Source organism: Streptomyces sp. Ac-502 (assembly GCF_045222935.1).
In the GTDB taxonomy this organism is placed as follows: domain Bacteria; phylum Actinomycetota; class Actinomycetes; order Streptomycetales; family Streptomycetaceae; genus Streptomyces; species Streptomyces monomycini.
Genome location: NZ_JBHFFO010000001.1, coordinates 9,547,859 through 9,560,762 on the forward strand (window position 1 = coordinate 9,547,859; position 12,904 = coordinate 9,560,762).

Below are 12,904 nucleotides of genomic sequence, written 5' to 3' on the forward strand. Positions count from 1 at the left end.
ACGAAACGGTGGGTACGGTCGTCAAGAGCTGATGGCCCGTAACTTGTCGCGGATCCAGTCACCGGCCCGCACCGTTTCGTACTGCCTGCGTCCGACGGGCGCGGCCAGCGAGGGGATCGGGGTGTCGGGGGCGCAGGCGTGGAAGTACACCAAGGAGGTCAGTTCCTCGGCCGGGGCCTCGACGGGCGGCGGCAGGACACGGTGGCGGCCGGAGTGCCAGCGGTCGCCGCTCCAGCGCTGCATCAGGTCGCCGATGTTGAGTGTGAGGGCGCCCGGCTCCCACGGTGCGTCCTGCCAGCCGGCCACATCGTCATGGATCTGCAGCCCTCCTCTGCCGTTCTGCCGGTCCAGCAGGGTCAGGAGCCCGAAGTCGGTGTGCGGTCCGATGCGGAACTGACCGGGCGCGGCGGGCCCGGTGGTGTGGCTGGCCGGGTACCAGTTGATCAGGACGTTTCCGTTCGGGCGGGTGGTGTGCCGAGTGAAGAGGTCCTCGGGCTCGCCCAACGCGGTGGCCATGATCTGCAACAGTGTGTCGGACAGCGCGCGCATACGGTCGGCGAACTCCGTCACGTACGTACGCAGAAGCGGTACTTGGGGTGGCCAGTGGGAGGGCAGCAGATCCGTGTGGGCGGGGTCGGTGCTGGGCTCGAACCCGGCTGCCCATGACTCCTTCAGATCGGGCGGAGTCATGGTGCCCTCGGACGCCGCCGTGGTCACCTGGTCGCGGCCGAACCAGCCGGTCCGGCTGTCCTGCCGGGCAAGGCGGGCTTTGACCTCCCCGGGCAGCGCGAAGAACGCGCGGGCCGCCGCCCTCAGCCGCTCAGGCAGCTGCGGGTCGAGGCCGTGGCCGCGGACGAGGAGGAACCCGCTGGTCTGCAAGGAACGGTCGACGGTGGCCGCGAGCCGGTCCCGGGCGCCACGGCCCTCGGACCACCAGGTGAGATCGATGACAGCAATGGCCGGACGGTGCATGGCAAGTTGCTCCTTTCCCCGCACGAGAGCGCGGAGGCCGAAGGCCGGGTGGTCCGGCCGCTTCCGGTCACCTTCCGCCGCTTGCTTCCCGGCCGGAAGCCGTACGCTCGGATACGGGAAGAACCGGCAACGGAACGGGGGAGCGCGGTGGATTCCGGCAGCCCGGACGATCTCGACCAGCGCCTGCTGCACGCCCTTCAGCTCGACGGACGGGCCCCCTTCAGCCGGCTCGCCCGCACCCTGGGCGTGTCCGAGCACACCGCCGCCCGCCGCTACCGCCGCCTGCGCGGCCTCGGCCTGCGGATCGTCGGCCGGCCCAATCTGGTACGACTGGGGCACACCCGCTGGCTGCTGCGCCTGCGCTGCGCTCCCACCGCGGCCGGCCCCCTCGCCGACAGCCTCGCCCGCCGCCCTGACACCAGCTGGGTCACCCGCGCCGCCAGCGGCACCGAGGTCTACTGCGCCATCGATGCCCGCACCGCGGACGAACGCAACGACCTGCTGCTGACAGCGCTCCCGCGCACCCCGAACCTCATGTCCGTCACCGCCCACTGCATGTTGCAAATCTTCAAAGGCGCCAGCACCACCTGGCACGCCACCCGCTTCCGTACCACCGCCCCTGCGACAGCCTCCCCCGACAGCGACATCCCGCTCCGCCTCGATGCCACCGACCAAGCCCTGTTCGCCGAACTCGCCCTCGACGGCCGCGCCACCCTGCCGGTGCTGAGCAAGGCCGCCGCTTGCTCACCCTCCAGCATCCAGCGTCACCTCGACCGCCTGCGCCACCACGGCGCACTCGACCTCTTCGTCGACTTCGAACCCCAACTGCTCGGCCACCACATGAGCACCCAGCTGTGGCTGACGGTGGCCCCCGCCCGCCTGCGCAGCGTCGGTGCAGCCGTTGCCACCCACCCCGACATCGCTTTCGCCGCCGCCGTCACCGGCTCCGCCAACCTGGTCGCCAACGGCGTCTTCCGCACGCCGGCCGACCTGTACACCTACGTCGACCAGGACCTCGGCACCCTGCCAGGCATCCACAGCATCGACACCGTCCCCACCCTTCACGAGGTCAAACGCCTCGCCGTTCCCTTCTCCCCGGTACACGCCCGTGGACGCACGTGACGGAGCTTGAGCCGCCGACGTACGAGGTGTCGTCAGCTGCCTGACCCGCGTTGAGGGCACATGTCGCGTGGCCGGGCATCACTCGAGCTTCCGGCCGACCAGTTGGAAGAGGCGGGCAGTGTGCATATAGGGGTGGCGGCCCGTCAGGGCGAGTTCGAGGCGTTCAAGGTCCTCGTAGAACGCAGGGTCGCGCTTACGAGCATCGTCGGTGATGTAGTCGCAGACGCTGCGGATGCCGTAATGGTGCAGGTCCTGGCAGCCCAGATCGGACAGATGACGGGCAATCTCCTCGGCCGTGCGGAGCGTCAGCGCCGAGTCGAACATCTGCGTTCGGGCCTGGTCCGTGTCGAGTGCGGCCACTGCGGCGGCCAGATCCATCTCACGGACGGCAACGGTCAACGGCACCGAATGCCGGTTGATCGCCATCGCCGAGAACAGGCCGCCTGATCGCAGAGGGGCCAGGGACGCGGCGAGTGTATGGCGGACATCGTCCACGTACTGGAGGAGGCTGTGGCACAGCACCACGTCGAACTCCCCGTCGGCGACCTCGGCAGGCAGCGCGTTCACATCGGCCTCGACACAGGCGATCAGATCCGTCAGCCCGGCCGCGTCAGCCCGCTCTGCTGCCGTGGTGAGCATCGCGGGTGTGTAGTCGACGATCGTGACATGGTGCCCCCGCGCAGCCAGGCGCAGGGCGTCGCCGCCGTCTCCGCCGGCCAAGTCGAGTACACGCAGGGGCGAGTCGGCCGGCTCGTCGAAGTGCCGGACAAGATTCGCCTCGGCGATCGTGTAGCGCAGCCGACCCCAAGGAGCCTCCTGCCACTCCCTCCAGGCGGACATGGCGGCGTCAAACTTTTCCGTGGCGTCAGACATCTGGTGACGATAGCGGCCTCACCGCAGGACGCGTACCCGTCTGGTCGAAGTGGCCCCCAGCACCGGGCCTCGGAACCGAGGGCACGCCGCACATGACGGCTCCGGTGCCGTCGCACTGCTCGTACACCAATACTTCAACAGCAGCTTTCTGTACGACCTCGGATGGCTCCTGGGAGGCGCCACCTGGTTCCACCAGGCGCTGCACGTGCGCGCCTGCAACGTGGGTCTGCGCCACTTCGGCTGGTGGGCCGCTGACGGTGCGCCGAACACCGGGTCGGGGCAGGGCAAGTTTCTGCGGGCAGGCCGCAAACGACCTGGAAGGCACCTGGGGGAGTGCCGCCGTCACCGGCAAGCCCGCCCTGATCGACCTGCGACCGGGGCAAGACGACACTCCCCGTCCTGGCCGCCCTCTCGTTTCACGCTCCAGCCGGACGCGAACTCGCCGCTACGTCCTGGTCACCTGGTGCGAGAACGACACCGCCGCACCCACCGGTACGAGCCCCGAGGCCGGCGCCATGGACGAGCACTACGTCTGCCACATCCACCCGCGCAGCACCTACTTCCGGGCCCTGGCCGCCAACTGTCTCATCCCCTCGAAAACCGCGATCTCACCGCAGCGGCCATTCCCTACGGGGAACTGCGCTCCCACTCCGGTCGGCGCACCGGCGTCGAGACGCAGTTCCTTGACGGATACCGGACCAACCGCCCCAACTGCCTGGTCCTCGTCGCCGAACGCGCCTGTACCAGCGAGCGGGTGATCTCCTGTTGCTAGTTGTTGAGGTTCAGCTTTCACTGACCGACGCGCCGGCCGAGGCGGCCAGGCAGGCCCTTGCCAAGACGAAGGCTGCTCAGGAGGCGACCGGAAACGCGAACCGGGTGGAGGTCAGTTGTTCCGACAGCTCCCACAGCCGGTGGCCGGTCTGAGGGTCGGACGCCGCAGGGGACAACTGCACCCGCGTTGGTCCACCGCGCAATTCGGAGAAGCCGTCCGGGCCGATGAATTCACCACCCTGCGCCTCGGGGGCGGTGGCCGCGTACAGCTGAGGCAGTGCACCCTGCCCCGGAGTCTGGGCGAGCGGGAGGAGAAGGCGGCCGAAGAGCAGCTTCACCATGCCGACCGGCGAGCTTGTCTGCAGGTTGGTGGCGGTATAGCCGGGGTGGGCGAGCACGCTGCGCACCGGACTGCCGGCCGCGGCCAGCCTCCGGTGGAACTCCCGTCCGAAGACGGCGTTGGCGAACTTCGACTGGTTGTAGAACCCCATGGGCGAGTACGTGCGCTCGCCGGAGAGGTCGTCGAAGTGGAGGCGCCCCTGCCGGTGGTTGGCCGAAGTCACCGTGACCACACGGGGATCGGTACCCGCGGCCAGCAGGTCGAGCAACAGGGCGGTGAGCGCGAAGTGGCCGAGGTGGTTGCAGGCGAACTGCAACTCGTGGCCCTGCGCACTCAGTGAACGGGGCGGCGCCATCACGCCGGCGTTGTTGACGAGGACGTCAAGCCGCGGTTGCTCGGCGCGCAGCTGGTCGGCGAAGGCCCGGACCGAATCGAGATCGGCCAGGTCGAGGTGGCGCACCGCGAGGTCGGCGCCGGGCTGCTCCGCGGTGATCTCCGCGGCGGCCCGGTGGCCCTTTGCCACGTCCCGTACCGCGAGGATCACGCGTCCGCCCTTACGGGCGAGTGCCCGGGTGGTGGCCAGGCCGAGGCCACTGTTGGCTCCGGTGACGACGAACACCCGTCGGGCCTGGTCCGGGATCTGTTCGGCGGTCCAGCGCTGCTTCTTCATCATGTGGCACACGTTGCCCCGAGTGGCACTCGGTGTCAAGCTGTCTCCGGGTGTCACGGTTGGCATGGAGGTACGATGGTGCGGTGAGTTCTGACAACCCCGTCTCCATGGCCCAGCGCAAACGCCAACTCGTCTCGGACGAGCTGAGCGAAGCGGCCCTGCAGCTATTGGCGCTGAAGGGGTTCGACGCGGTCACCATCGACGAGATCGCCGCCACCGCCGGTGTGTCCAAACGGACCTTCTTCCGGTACTTCGCCTCCAAGGAGGACGTGGTCGTCCAGTTCCTGGCCGACATGGGCACCGGCATCCGCACAGAGCTGGCGGCCCGCCCCGTCGAGGAGCCGCCCTCCGTGGCCCTACGGCACTCCGTCTGGGTCTCCATGGCCGCCTGCGCCGCCCCTCCCGGTCACTCCGTCCGGGCTCTGCGCGTGGTCCAGCTCATTCTGCGCACCCCGGCCCTGCGCGCGCGCTTCTTGGAACGCCAGGACCAGTGGCGCGGCGACCTGGCGGCAGAGCTGGCGCAGCGTCTGGGCCTCGCCCCCGACACCGTGTTGTACCCGCAGCTGGCCGCCGGGATGGCGCTCACCGCCTTCGATGCCGTGCTGCAACGGTGGAGCAGCAGCGACGGTGTCGAGGACCCCGCCGAACTGATCGACCGGGCCTTCGCCATCATTGCCCCGGCCCTGGATGCTGTGCCCTCGGAGAGTGTCGGAACGGGCAAGAGCGGCAAGGAAGCGACGCTGTCTGAACGGCGGCAGCCGCCCGGGGTGGGCAGTCGGTGACGTGTCCGCGGCTCCTGCCGTCGAAGGAAGCAGGTAGCGGAGCGGACGTACCAACGGACTGGCAGCCTCCGGCCTTCGCCTTTACCTCCGGTGCGGAGGGGGCTGGCTACACCATGGACCGTCCCGTTGTCCGGATGGTCCGACGGCCTTCGGGCAACGAAGCTGAATGCATACGGATTCACCAGCACCAACCAGCACCAATCAGTGCAAAAGGGAAGCCACTGTGTTCAGTTCGAAGCCGTCACGCCGCCGTACCGTCCGCACCGCTGCCGTCGGCGTGCTCACTGCTGTGGCCTGTGCCACCGTGATGACCGGCAGCGCCGGAGCCATCGTCAACGGGGCGAACTCGACCGAGAGTTACCCCTTCATGGCAACCATTCCGGAGTCGGCCCCGAAGGGCGGTGTGCACGACGCGAACTGCGGAGCGTCGCTGATCGATCCGCAGTGGGTGCTGACGGCGGCTCACTGCCTGAAGGTCGAGGGGATCGAACTGGCCGGCATCGTGCGGGTCGGCAGCGACCACCGTAAGTCCGGCGGCACCGTCCGGAAGATCGACCGGACCTTCGTCCACCCCGGCTATGTGAACGGTGACGACAAGACCGCCAACAAGGACGACATCGCGTTGGTACGCCTCGACCGCCCGGTCACTCAGCAACCCATCAAGATCGCCAAGCAGGCGGGGCCGCCCGGCACACCGACCCGGCTCCTGGGGTACGGCACCACCGTCGACGGCGCGTTCACGTTCCCGGCCCGGTTGCAGGAGCTGAACACCCGCAGGGGCGCCGAGTCCGAGTGTGCTCCCGGCTACGCGGACCGGACCCGGCTGTGCACGATCACCACCGTGCCCCGGGCCATGGCGTGCTTCGGCGACTCCGGCGGACCGCAGGTGCAAAAAGGCCGGAACGGCCGCTGGGAGCTGATCGGCGTCACCTCGGGGCCCGGTGCCCCGAATGTGCCGTGCTCGCAGGGCCCTGGTCTCTACACCAGCGCACCCGCCTACGCCGACTGGATCGACAAGACCATGAAGGCCAACAGCGCACCGCCGACTGCTGCCAAGGGCTCCGGCCTCGCCGAAACAGGCACGAACGACAACATGCCAACGATCGTCGGCGTGGCCGCCGCGTTGGTCGCTGCCGGCGGCGGCACCGTGCTCGCAGTACGCCGCCGTAAGTCGCGCCGTGCCGCCTGAGTTCGTCGGTTGAGTGTGAGGCCGAAAGGGGTCTCGCACCAGGCCGCTCATCTGGGGCGTTCGCTCAAGGTGGTGGGCTGTGTCCGCCGTGAACGGCACGCAGGGGCTCGGATTCCGAGCAATCCCGCCTTCGATGTGGAACGCCGCCATGCACCTGCGCGGCACCTGGGGGATTGTTCCGAGCGAGGTGACGGACGGTGGGGCCCCTCCCGGCCGTAACCATGCTTCTGACCATGGTGAAGTACCGGACCGTCTGGACACAGCAAAACGCAGTCCCGACAGGCAAGGCAGTGAGCCGCGCCAGAGTCAATAGGTGATCGAGAATGCACTCGGGCAGCAGCAGGCCGGCCACGGTGATGTCATCCTGGCGCTGTTGTCCGCCCTGGAGGCGGGCCAGCGTACTCTCGGCGAGGCCGGGATCGAGGTGATGTTCCACCTCAGCAGCCAGTTCGGTGAGCAGCCTGAAGGGTGTCCCCAGTTTCGTCTGGAACCGATTACTCGCGGGGAGCCAGGGTTCGAGATCCAGCTCGGCGAGCACTTCTACGGCGAGGGCTCACCGCGAAGCGACCACGCTGACCGACGCCCTTCAGGCGCTCCAGGAAGAGATCGACGCGCTGTGCACGTCAGTCTTCGCGCCTCCTGGTGTCCTGAGGCCGTGAGTTCGGATTCGACGGTTCTCCAGCTTCTCCAGACACATCGCCGGTATCTCTTCTCACGGGAGCGTCAGAGCGCAGCCCACGTCATGGACGAGCGGCCAGCAGCAGATCGACAACATAAATCTCTTCCACCACTTCCTCAGGGAAAGCCTTACGCAGTCGTTCGCGCTCCTCGGTGAGGAAGGCACGGTTCGTGCTCTGGTCGAGGACGAGGAAGGCGGAGCGGCTGCTGATGTTGGCGAGATGGGTGTCGAGGGGGACGGTGCGCTGCCAGCGGATGTGCCGACGCGTGACCTGCAACCCGGTCAGGCCGGCGAGCCGGATGGCCTCATGGTCGTCGGGACGCACCGCGGAGCGCGGGGGCACCCCGCAGTGCTGCGCGATGCGTTCCTGCTGGGCGTGGATCCATGGCACGTCGAAGGCTGTGGTGTTCCACCAGATGGTGAGCGCACCGCCCGGTCGCAGGACCCGTAGCGCCTCCGGGACCGAACGGCTGGTGTCGGTCCACTGCCACGACTGCGCGTAGGTGATGAGGTCGTGCGAGGAAGCGGCGAGGGGCAGGTGGTTGCCGTCGCCGCGGACGATCGGTACGTCCGGCAGCACCCGGCGGGACTCGGCAGCCATCGCTTCACCCGGCTCCACGCCGATCACCTCGGCGCCCCGCTCACGCAGGAGCGCGGTCGCGATGCCTGTGCCCGCGCCGACATCGGCGGCGCGCACCTCGGCCCAAGGCCGGTGCAGGAACGCCTCGACGACGTCGAGGAGTGCCGGCGGATACGAGGGGCGGCTCGCCTCGTACTGAGCGGCAGCGGAGTTGAACGCATGAGTGCGTGAGGTGACAGTCATCTGCTCATCATCATCCCCGGGCCCCGGTTTTTGGTGCTTCCTTGCGACCGTGACCACATGCACCCCGCTCGGTGCCGAACGCGGGACCAGACGTGGGCGTCAGGAACGCACCTGCGCGGTCAGCTCGGGAATTCGTGGAGTGGCCGCATCAGCGGAACGGGGGAGGGGCCATGCAGATCGGGGAACTGGCGCGGCGTACGGGGACGAGTTGACGCTCGATTCGCTAATACGAGCAGCAGGGGCTGCTGGAGGCGCAGCGCACGGGCAGAGGATGGCGGAGCTACGACGAGAACGCGGTGCACCGGGTGTTGAATGTACAAGAACTGCTCGGAGCCGGGCTGCGGGTGGAGGACATCCGCCAGGTGGCGCCTTGCCTGGACATGAAGACAGCGGACTTCCTGGCCTGCCAGGACAGCCCCGCCGAGGTACTGGCGATGTATGAGGAGCGCCTGGCCGCGGTGGAGGCGAAGGCCGCGGAGCCGGCTCGCTACCGGGCCGAGCTCGTCGAGCGAATTGTGCGATTGCGCGCCGGCCGGCCGGACGCGGGCTTCGGTGAGCTCTTGCGCCAGGCCGGGGTGGACCCCGCGGCTTGAAGGTGACGCCGGTGTCAGTACTTAACGTGCAGCCGCATGGAAACTGTTGCGGGAAACGAGCCCGGGCTGCCGGGTTGGCTGTATGTCCTGTTCCTGGTCTTGCTGGCCACGGACGAGTTCATCATCGCCGGAGTCCTGCCGGCCGTCGCCGCGGGCCTGGGGGAGTGTCGCGGCGGCCGGGCAGTTGATGACCGCCTTCGCCGTGGTGTATGCCCTGGGTGCGCCGACGCTGGCGGTGGTGTGCGAGCGGTTGCCCCGCCGGACGGTCATGGTCAGCGCGCTGGCCGTCATCGTCCTGGCGAACGTGGCCGCCGCTCTGACGCCCGGCTACTGGTGGCTGATGGCAGCCCGGACGGTGGCCGTAGCGTGCGCGGCGGTGGTCACCCCCGCGGCTTCCTCACCGCGGCGGCCGTGGCGCCGGCCGGGGCGCAGGGCCGCTACCTGCCGGTCGTGACGGCGGGGATGACCGCCGCGCTGTTCACCGGTGCCCCAGCCGGGTCCTGGCTGGGAGGCACGCTGGGCTGGCGGTTTGGCTGATCGCCGCCGTAGGGATCGTCGCAACCCTGGGACTGCTGATGACCGTCCCGTCCGTGCCGGGCGGTGAACCGGCCCCGTTGCGCCGACGGCTTTCGTCGCTGAGCAGCCCTGCCGTGCTGCGGCTGGTCACCATCACGTTCCTGGCGGCCGGCGGCGGGCTGATGTTCCTGATGTTCTACGCCTACCTCGGTGCCTACACTGCCGAGGTCGCCTCCGAATCCTACGGGCTGCTGTCCTTCCTGCTCTTCCTTGTCGGGGCGGTGGATCTGGCCGGAGCTCTGCTGGCGGGCCGGACGACCGATGCCTGGGGTCCGCGGCGCAGCCTGCGGCTGGTGATCGGTGGCCAGGCCGTCATGCTGGGCCTGGCGGCTGCCCTGGTCTCGCGCTGACCCTGCTTCCCGCGGCCCCCACCTGTCGATACATCGCCCGTCGTCGGTCGCGATGGTGGTGGAGATGCCAGTGTGATCGCCGCTGCATAGGGGGTGACGCCCGCGGGCATGGGACGGCTGTCCAGCAGGGCGAACCGTTGGAGCCGGACCAGTGCCCAGGACATGCAGGACGCAGCTAGCCCCTACCCGTACCGACTGGTCGTTCTCCGCCTCCGGGATGCCGCGGAACGAGGGCGAGAAACGGTCCCGGGTGGCCACCTGGACGGTGCCGCTGGCGCGATCGAGCGCGTCGAGTGCGCGGGAGGCCGTGTCTGTCTGGAGTTGTCCGGCGCCGCCGCCCAGGAGGGTGCTTTCTCCTTCTCCACCCGCAACGCCACCGCTGCCGACGCTTTCGTCACGTGTCTACGTGCCGGTCGTCTCGTAACCGAAGCGTTGGGCAACGTCGGCGATCTTCCCGGTGCTGAATTTCTGGTGCAGACTGGGAGTCATCCAGCCGTGCCATTCGTTTGGAGTCCCGCTGCGCATGATGCGGGTCCTGGTTCCGTCTCCGCTGCCTCCGCTACTCCTACTGCCCGCGCGCTTTTCTTCGTGTGCTCGCATGCTTTCAAAGCTGCTTCGCTCGATCGCCTGCAGTAATTCGGCGTGCTTGACGTCCACTTCGAGGTCTTCGAGGCTTTTCTGTAGGGCCGGTACCGGGTTGGTCTTGAGGTCTTCGAAGGTTGTCACGGTGCTTCGCTGAAAGGCGCCGCGCGCCTTGTCCCACGCGTCATAGAATGATGACCAGTCCTCAAGCCGGCTGACCCCGGCAGGCCCTGCCTGTTCGAGCCATTGCTCGAAGGTGTGGGGAAGCAGATCCAACGGGTCTTTCGCGAAGTTGGTGCGGAACTTGTGCCAGGAGTAGAGGGAGTCACGAGGGTCCCTGATCAGGATCCACGCCCCCAGCAGAGGGCGGTTTTCCAGGAACTCAGGAGCGAGGTGTGTCTTCACGAACCGGGGCCACCGGGGCCTGTCTCGGGCCTCTTCGTGCCAGTTGCTCCGATCGGTCGCAGCCAGCCTGCTGCGGTATTCGGCGTACGCTGGTACGGGGCTGCTCGTGCCGTCGGCGTTCACGGTATCGATGTAGGGGTCTGCGTAGTTGAGCCCCAGCTCCAGAAGAATGTTGCCCAGGAGCGACTGGCCGGAACCTCCGATGCTGGCGACCGCAATGTCCTGGTCACCGAGCTTCTCCATATTGTCCTGGTAGAGGGCGTTGTAGCGGTCCTGTATACCGTGGAGCAGGTAGTAGATTTTCTCGCTCATCGCTTTCCCTTGTTTGCTTGGCCGGGAGGACGTGCAGAGGAGTGCGCGTCGCTTGCGCCGCCGGTGGCTGCCGAGGCCTGATCCGGACGGTCCCTCTTCGGCCCCGACGAATCGCCCAGCACCACGACCAGGAGCCCGCCGACAACAGCGATGCCTGCTGCGACGAAGAAGGCACATTGATAACCGGTTGCCAGCGCCGCGGTCTGACTGACCGTCTCCGCTGAACTGGTTCGGGCCGCGGCGATACTGCCCAACCCCGCAACGGCGAAGACGCCCGCGACGTACTTGGCAGTTTCGAAGACGCCGTAGCCCACGCCCTTGTCATGGGCGGAAATGTCCTTGCCTGCGGCGACATTGAACGAGACAGCCCCCACTACCGTTCCCAGTCCCAAAATGAGCATGCTCGGCAGGATGTGCGGCAGGTAGGCGCTCCCCGGACCGGCCAGGGCGAGCAGCGCCAGTCCCACAGCACTGACGAACTGGGCGCCGGCTGCCACTACCGTCCAGCGAAAGCGGTGCAGGAGCCGGTTGGCGACGGACGAGCCGGCCAGAACCACGAGCCCGAGAGGGCTGAAGGCCAGCCCTGCACCGAGGGGACTGTAACCGAGGGCCTGCTGGAAGAAGAGCAACCCGATGAAGACACTTCCTTGGTAGGCGAACTCATTGGCCGGCATGGCGAGCACCGCGGTACGAAAAGAAGGCACACAAAGAGTCCCCAGACGCAGCAGGGGGTCCTTCGTTCTGCGTTCGTGAAGGAGGAAGCCGGTGAACGCGACAGCAGACAGCCCCAAAGGGCCCAGCGCGCTGAAGGAAACCGCACCCGCGGTCTCCGTGTTCGTGATGGCGAAGACGAGGAGCATGAGACCGGCCGTGGAAAGCACGACGCCGGGGAGGTCCAGCCCGCCGGTCGTCGAGGCCGGCGGCTGGCGCTCCAAGATCCTGGGCGTCACCAGGGCGGCGAGGAGCGCGACCGGCACGGAGAGCAGGAAGACGTACCGCCAGCCGAGCCCCTGCGTGACGACGCCACCGATGATGGCGCCGCCGGCCGCCCCCAGCCCGCCGGCCACCGCGACGGCGGCGAACAACCGGTTACGGTCACGTGGCGACCGCTGGGCGCTGATGACCGCAAAGGATGTGGGGACCGCGAGCGCGGCGCCCACACCCTGCAGCATGCGACCCGGCAACAGCAGCCACAGCGCCGGGGCGAAGCCCGCCAGCAGCAAGCCGGTGATGAACAGTCCGAATCCGGTGATGAGCACCGGGCGACGCCCGTAGCGGTCGCTGCATCGGCCGCCCAGCAGCAGCATGCCGCCCAGTGGGAGGGTGTAGGCCGTCATGATCCATTGCGCGCCGGCCTGGCCGAGACCCAGACTGTGCTGCACCGCAGGAAGTGCCACGGTGACCACCAAGCCGTCGAAGACGACGAGGAAGTTCGTGGTCGTGAGCAATGCGGTGAGCAAGGAAGTTCGGTGACGACCAATCCGCTCAGCACACCAAGAACCAGTCATGTTCTACAACCTGCCCGGACGCAAGAGGTCCATCACGCTCATCCGCCTGTCACCTGCCCGGTGAGCAAACGGCTTCAGGCGCTGACGCGGCGGGCCGCCCAGGCGCGGGTGAGATAGATGGTCCGCACCGTCTTCGCGTCTCCGATGCGCCGTCGCGCGTAGTCGAGGAACTGCTCGAACTTCTCCTCACCGAGCTGCACCCGGACATCGTTGACCGAGCGCCATACGCCTATGTACTGATCGACGGTTTGCTGCACCTCGTGACGCCCTTCCAGGAGGATGACATCGTCGAAGTGCTCGCTCGCCGCCAGCCGGTCGGAGAGTTCGTCCATGAGACCTTGCCGGGCCGATGAGACC

At 68.1% G+C, this 12,904-nt stretch carries 13 protein-coding genes and 1 pseudogene; 7 read left to right on the forward strand and 7 right to left on the reverse strand.

Annotation, left to right across the window (positions count from 1 at the left end; all coding sequences use genetic code 11):
- Positions 1-21: 21 nt before the first annotated feature.
- The gene (locus ACEXOX_RS43470) at positions 22-972 is read right to left on the reverse strand and encodes an isopenicillin N synthase family dioxygenase (RefSeq protein WP_406526111.1); all 951 of its coding nucleotides are present in this window, start codon (positions 970-972) and stop codon (positions 22-24) included.
- Positions 973-1,119: 147 nt separating this feature from the next.
- On the opposite strand from ACEXOX_RS43470, the gene ACEXOX_RS43475 reads away from it, so the two are divergent.
- Positions 1,120-2,094 carry an Lrp/AsnC family transcriptional regulator gene (locus tag ACEXOX_RS43475; RefSeq protein WP_406526112.1) on the forward strand — a complete coding sequence of 325 codons (975 nt, stop codon included), beginning with the start codon at positions 1,120-1,122 and terminating at the stop codon, positions 2,092-2,094.
- A gap of 78 nt (positions 2,095-2,172) precedes the next feature.
- Here the strand turns inward: ACEXOX_RS43475 and ACEXOX_RS43480 are convergent, their stop codons facing one another.
- Both ACEXOX_RS43480 and ACEXOX_RS43485 read right to left on the reverse strand, forming a co-directional pair.
- Entirely contained in the window at positions 2,173-2,967 is a 795-nt protein-coding gene (locus tag ACEXOX_RS43480; RefSeq protein WP_406526113.1) for a methyltransferase domain-containing protein, read from the reverse strand.
- An 848-nt stretch (positions 2,968-3,815) separates the two neighbouring features.
- On the reverse strand, positions 3,816-4,751 hold the full coding sequence (locus tag ACEXOX_RS43485) for an oxidoreductase (RefSeq protein ID WP_406526114.1): 936 nt from the start codon (positions 4,749-4,751) through the stop codon (positions 3,816-3,818).
- A gap of 104 nt (positions 4,752-4,855) precedes the next feature.
- On the opposite strand from ACEXOX_RS43485, the gene ACEXOX_RS43490 reads away from it, so the two are divergent.
- The 3 genes from ACEXOX_RS43490 to ACEXOX_RS43500 all read left to right on the forward strand — a co-directional run bounded on the left by ACEXOX_RS43490 (position 4,856) and on the right by ACEXOX_RS43500 (position 7,378).
- Positions 4,856-5,530: a TetR family transcriptional regulator gene (locus tag ACEXOX_RS43490; protein ID WP_406526675.1), complete on the forward strand. Its 675-nt coding sequence runs from the start codon at positions 4,856-4,858 to the stop codon at positions 5,528-5,530.
- Positions 5,531-5,753: 223 nt separating this feature from the next.
- Entirely contained in the window at positions 5,754-6,719 is a 966-nt protein-coding gene (locus ACEXOX_RS43495; protein WP_406526115.1) for a S1 family peptidase, read from the forward strand.
- Between the two features lie 452 nt (positions 6,720-7,171).
- A complete protein-coding gene (locus ACEXOX_RS43500) occupies positions 7,172-7,378 on the forward strand; it encodes a hypothetical protein (protein WP_406526116.1) in 207 nt (68 codons plus the stop codon).
- Between the two features lie 81 nt (positions 7,379-7,459).
- Here ACEXOX_RS43500 and ACEXOX_RS43505 read toward each other — a convergent pair whose 3' ends face one another.
- Positions 7,460-8,221, reverse strand: a complete 762-nt coding sequence (locus tag ACEXOX_RS43505) for a class I SAM-dependent methyltransferase (RefSeq protein ID WP_406526117.1) — start codon at positions 8,219-8,221, stop codon at positions 7,460-7,462.
- A gap of 239 nt (positions 8,222-8,460) precedes the next feature.
- On the opposite strand from ACEXOX_RS43505, the pseudogene ACEXOX_RS43510 reads away from it, so the two are divergent.
- From ACEXOX_RS43510 to ACEXOX_RS43520, 3 genes and pseudogenes are all read left to right on the forward strand, one after another.
- A pseudogene (locus ACEXOX_RS43510) lies at positions 8,461-8,814 on the forward strand (MerR family transcriptional regulator); the annotation flags it as partial.
- A gap of 187 nt (positions 8,815-9,001) precedes the next feature.
- Positions 9,002-9,268: an MFS transporter gene (locus tag ACEXOX_RS43515; RefSeq protein WP_406526118.1), complete on the forward strand. Its 267-nt coding sequence runs from the start codon at positions 9,002-9,004 to the stop codon at positions 9,266-9,268.
- 121 nt (positions 9,269-9,389) lie between these two features.
- Positions 9,390-9,740, forward strand: a complete 351-nt coding sequence (locus ACEXOX_RS43520) for a hypothetical protein (protein ID WP_406526119.1) — start codon at positions 9,390-9,392, stop codon at positions 9,738-9,740.
- Between the two features lie 402 nt (positions 9,741-10,142).
- Here ACEXOX_RS43520 and ACEXOX_RS43525 read toward each other — a convergent pair whose 3' ends face one another.
- The 3 genes from ACEXOX_RS43525 to ACEXOX_RS43535 form a co-directional block, all read right to left on the reverse strand.
- Entirely contained in the window at positions 10,143-11,039 is an 897-nt protein-coding gene (locus ACEXOX_RS43525) for a sulfotransferase domain-containing protein (RefSeq protein ID WP_406526120.1), read from the reverse strand.
- A complete protein-coding gene (locus ACEXOX_RS43530; protein ID WP_406526121.1) occupies positions 11,036-12,499 on the reverse strand; it encodes an MFS transporter in 1,464 nt (487 codons plus the stop codon). Before ACEXOX_RS43530 ends, ACEXOX_RS43525 begins: the two co-directional genes overlap by 4 nt.
- A gap of 122 nt (positions 12,500-12,621) precedes the next feature.
- Positions 12,622-12,879 carry a hypothetical protein gene (locus tag ACEXOX_RS43535; protein ID WP_406526122.1) on the reverse strand — a complete coding sequence of 86 codons (258 nt, stop codon included), beginning with the start codon at positions 12,877-12,879 and terminating at the stop codon, positions 12,622-12,624.
- Between the last annotated feature and the right edge of the window lie 25 nt (positions 12,880-12,904).

Bases quoted from the DNA above. Each gene is read 5' to 3' on its own strand.
- ACEXOX_RS43470 (WP_406526111.1), bottom strand. From the start codon at position 972: ATGCACCGTCCGGCCATTGCTGTCATCGATCTCACCTGGTGGTCCGAG.
- ACEXOX_RS43480 (WP_406526113.1), bottom strand. From the start codon at position 2,967: ATGTCTGACGCCACGGAAAAGTTTGACGCCGCCATGTCCGCCTGGAGG.
- ACEXOX_RS43485 (WP_406526114.1), bottom strand. From the start codon at position 4,751: ATGATGAAGAAGCAGCGCTGGACCGCCGAACAGATCCCGGACCAGGCC.
- ACEXOX_RS43490 (WP_406526675.1), top strand. From the start codon at position 4,856: ATGGCCCAGCGCAAACGCCAACTCGTCTCGGACGAGCTGAGCGAAGCG.
- ACEXOX_RS43505 (WP_406526117.1), bottom strand. From the start codon at position 8,221: ATGACTGTCACCTCACGCACTCATGCGTTCAACTCCGCTGCCGCTCAG.
- ACEXOX_RS43515 (WP_406526118.1), top strand. From the start codon at position 9,002: ATGACCGCCTTCGCCGTGGTGTATGCCCTGGGTGCGCCGACGCTGGCG.
- ACEXOX_RS43520 (WP_406526119.1), top strand. From the start codon at position 9,390: ATGACCGTCCCGTCCGTGCCGGGCGGTGAACCGGCCCCGTTGCGCCGA.
- ACEXOX_RS43525 (WP_406526120.1), bottom strand. From the start codon at position 11,039: ATGAGCGAGAAAATCTACTACCTGCTCCACGGTATACAGGACCGCTAC.
- ACEXOX_RS43535 (WP_406526122.1), bottom strand. From the start codon at position 12,879: ATGGACGAACTCTCCGACCGGCTGGCGGCGAGCGAGCACTTCGACGAT.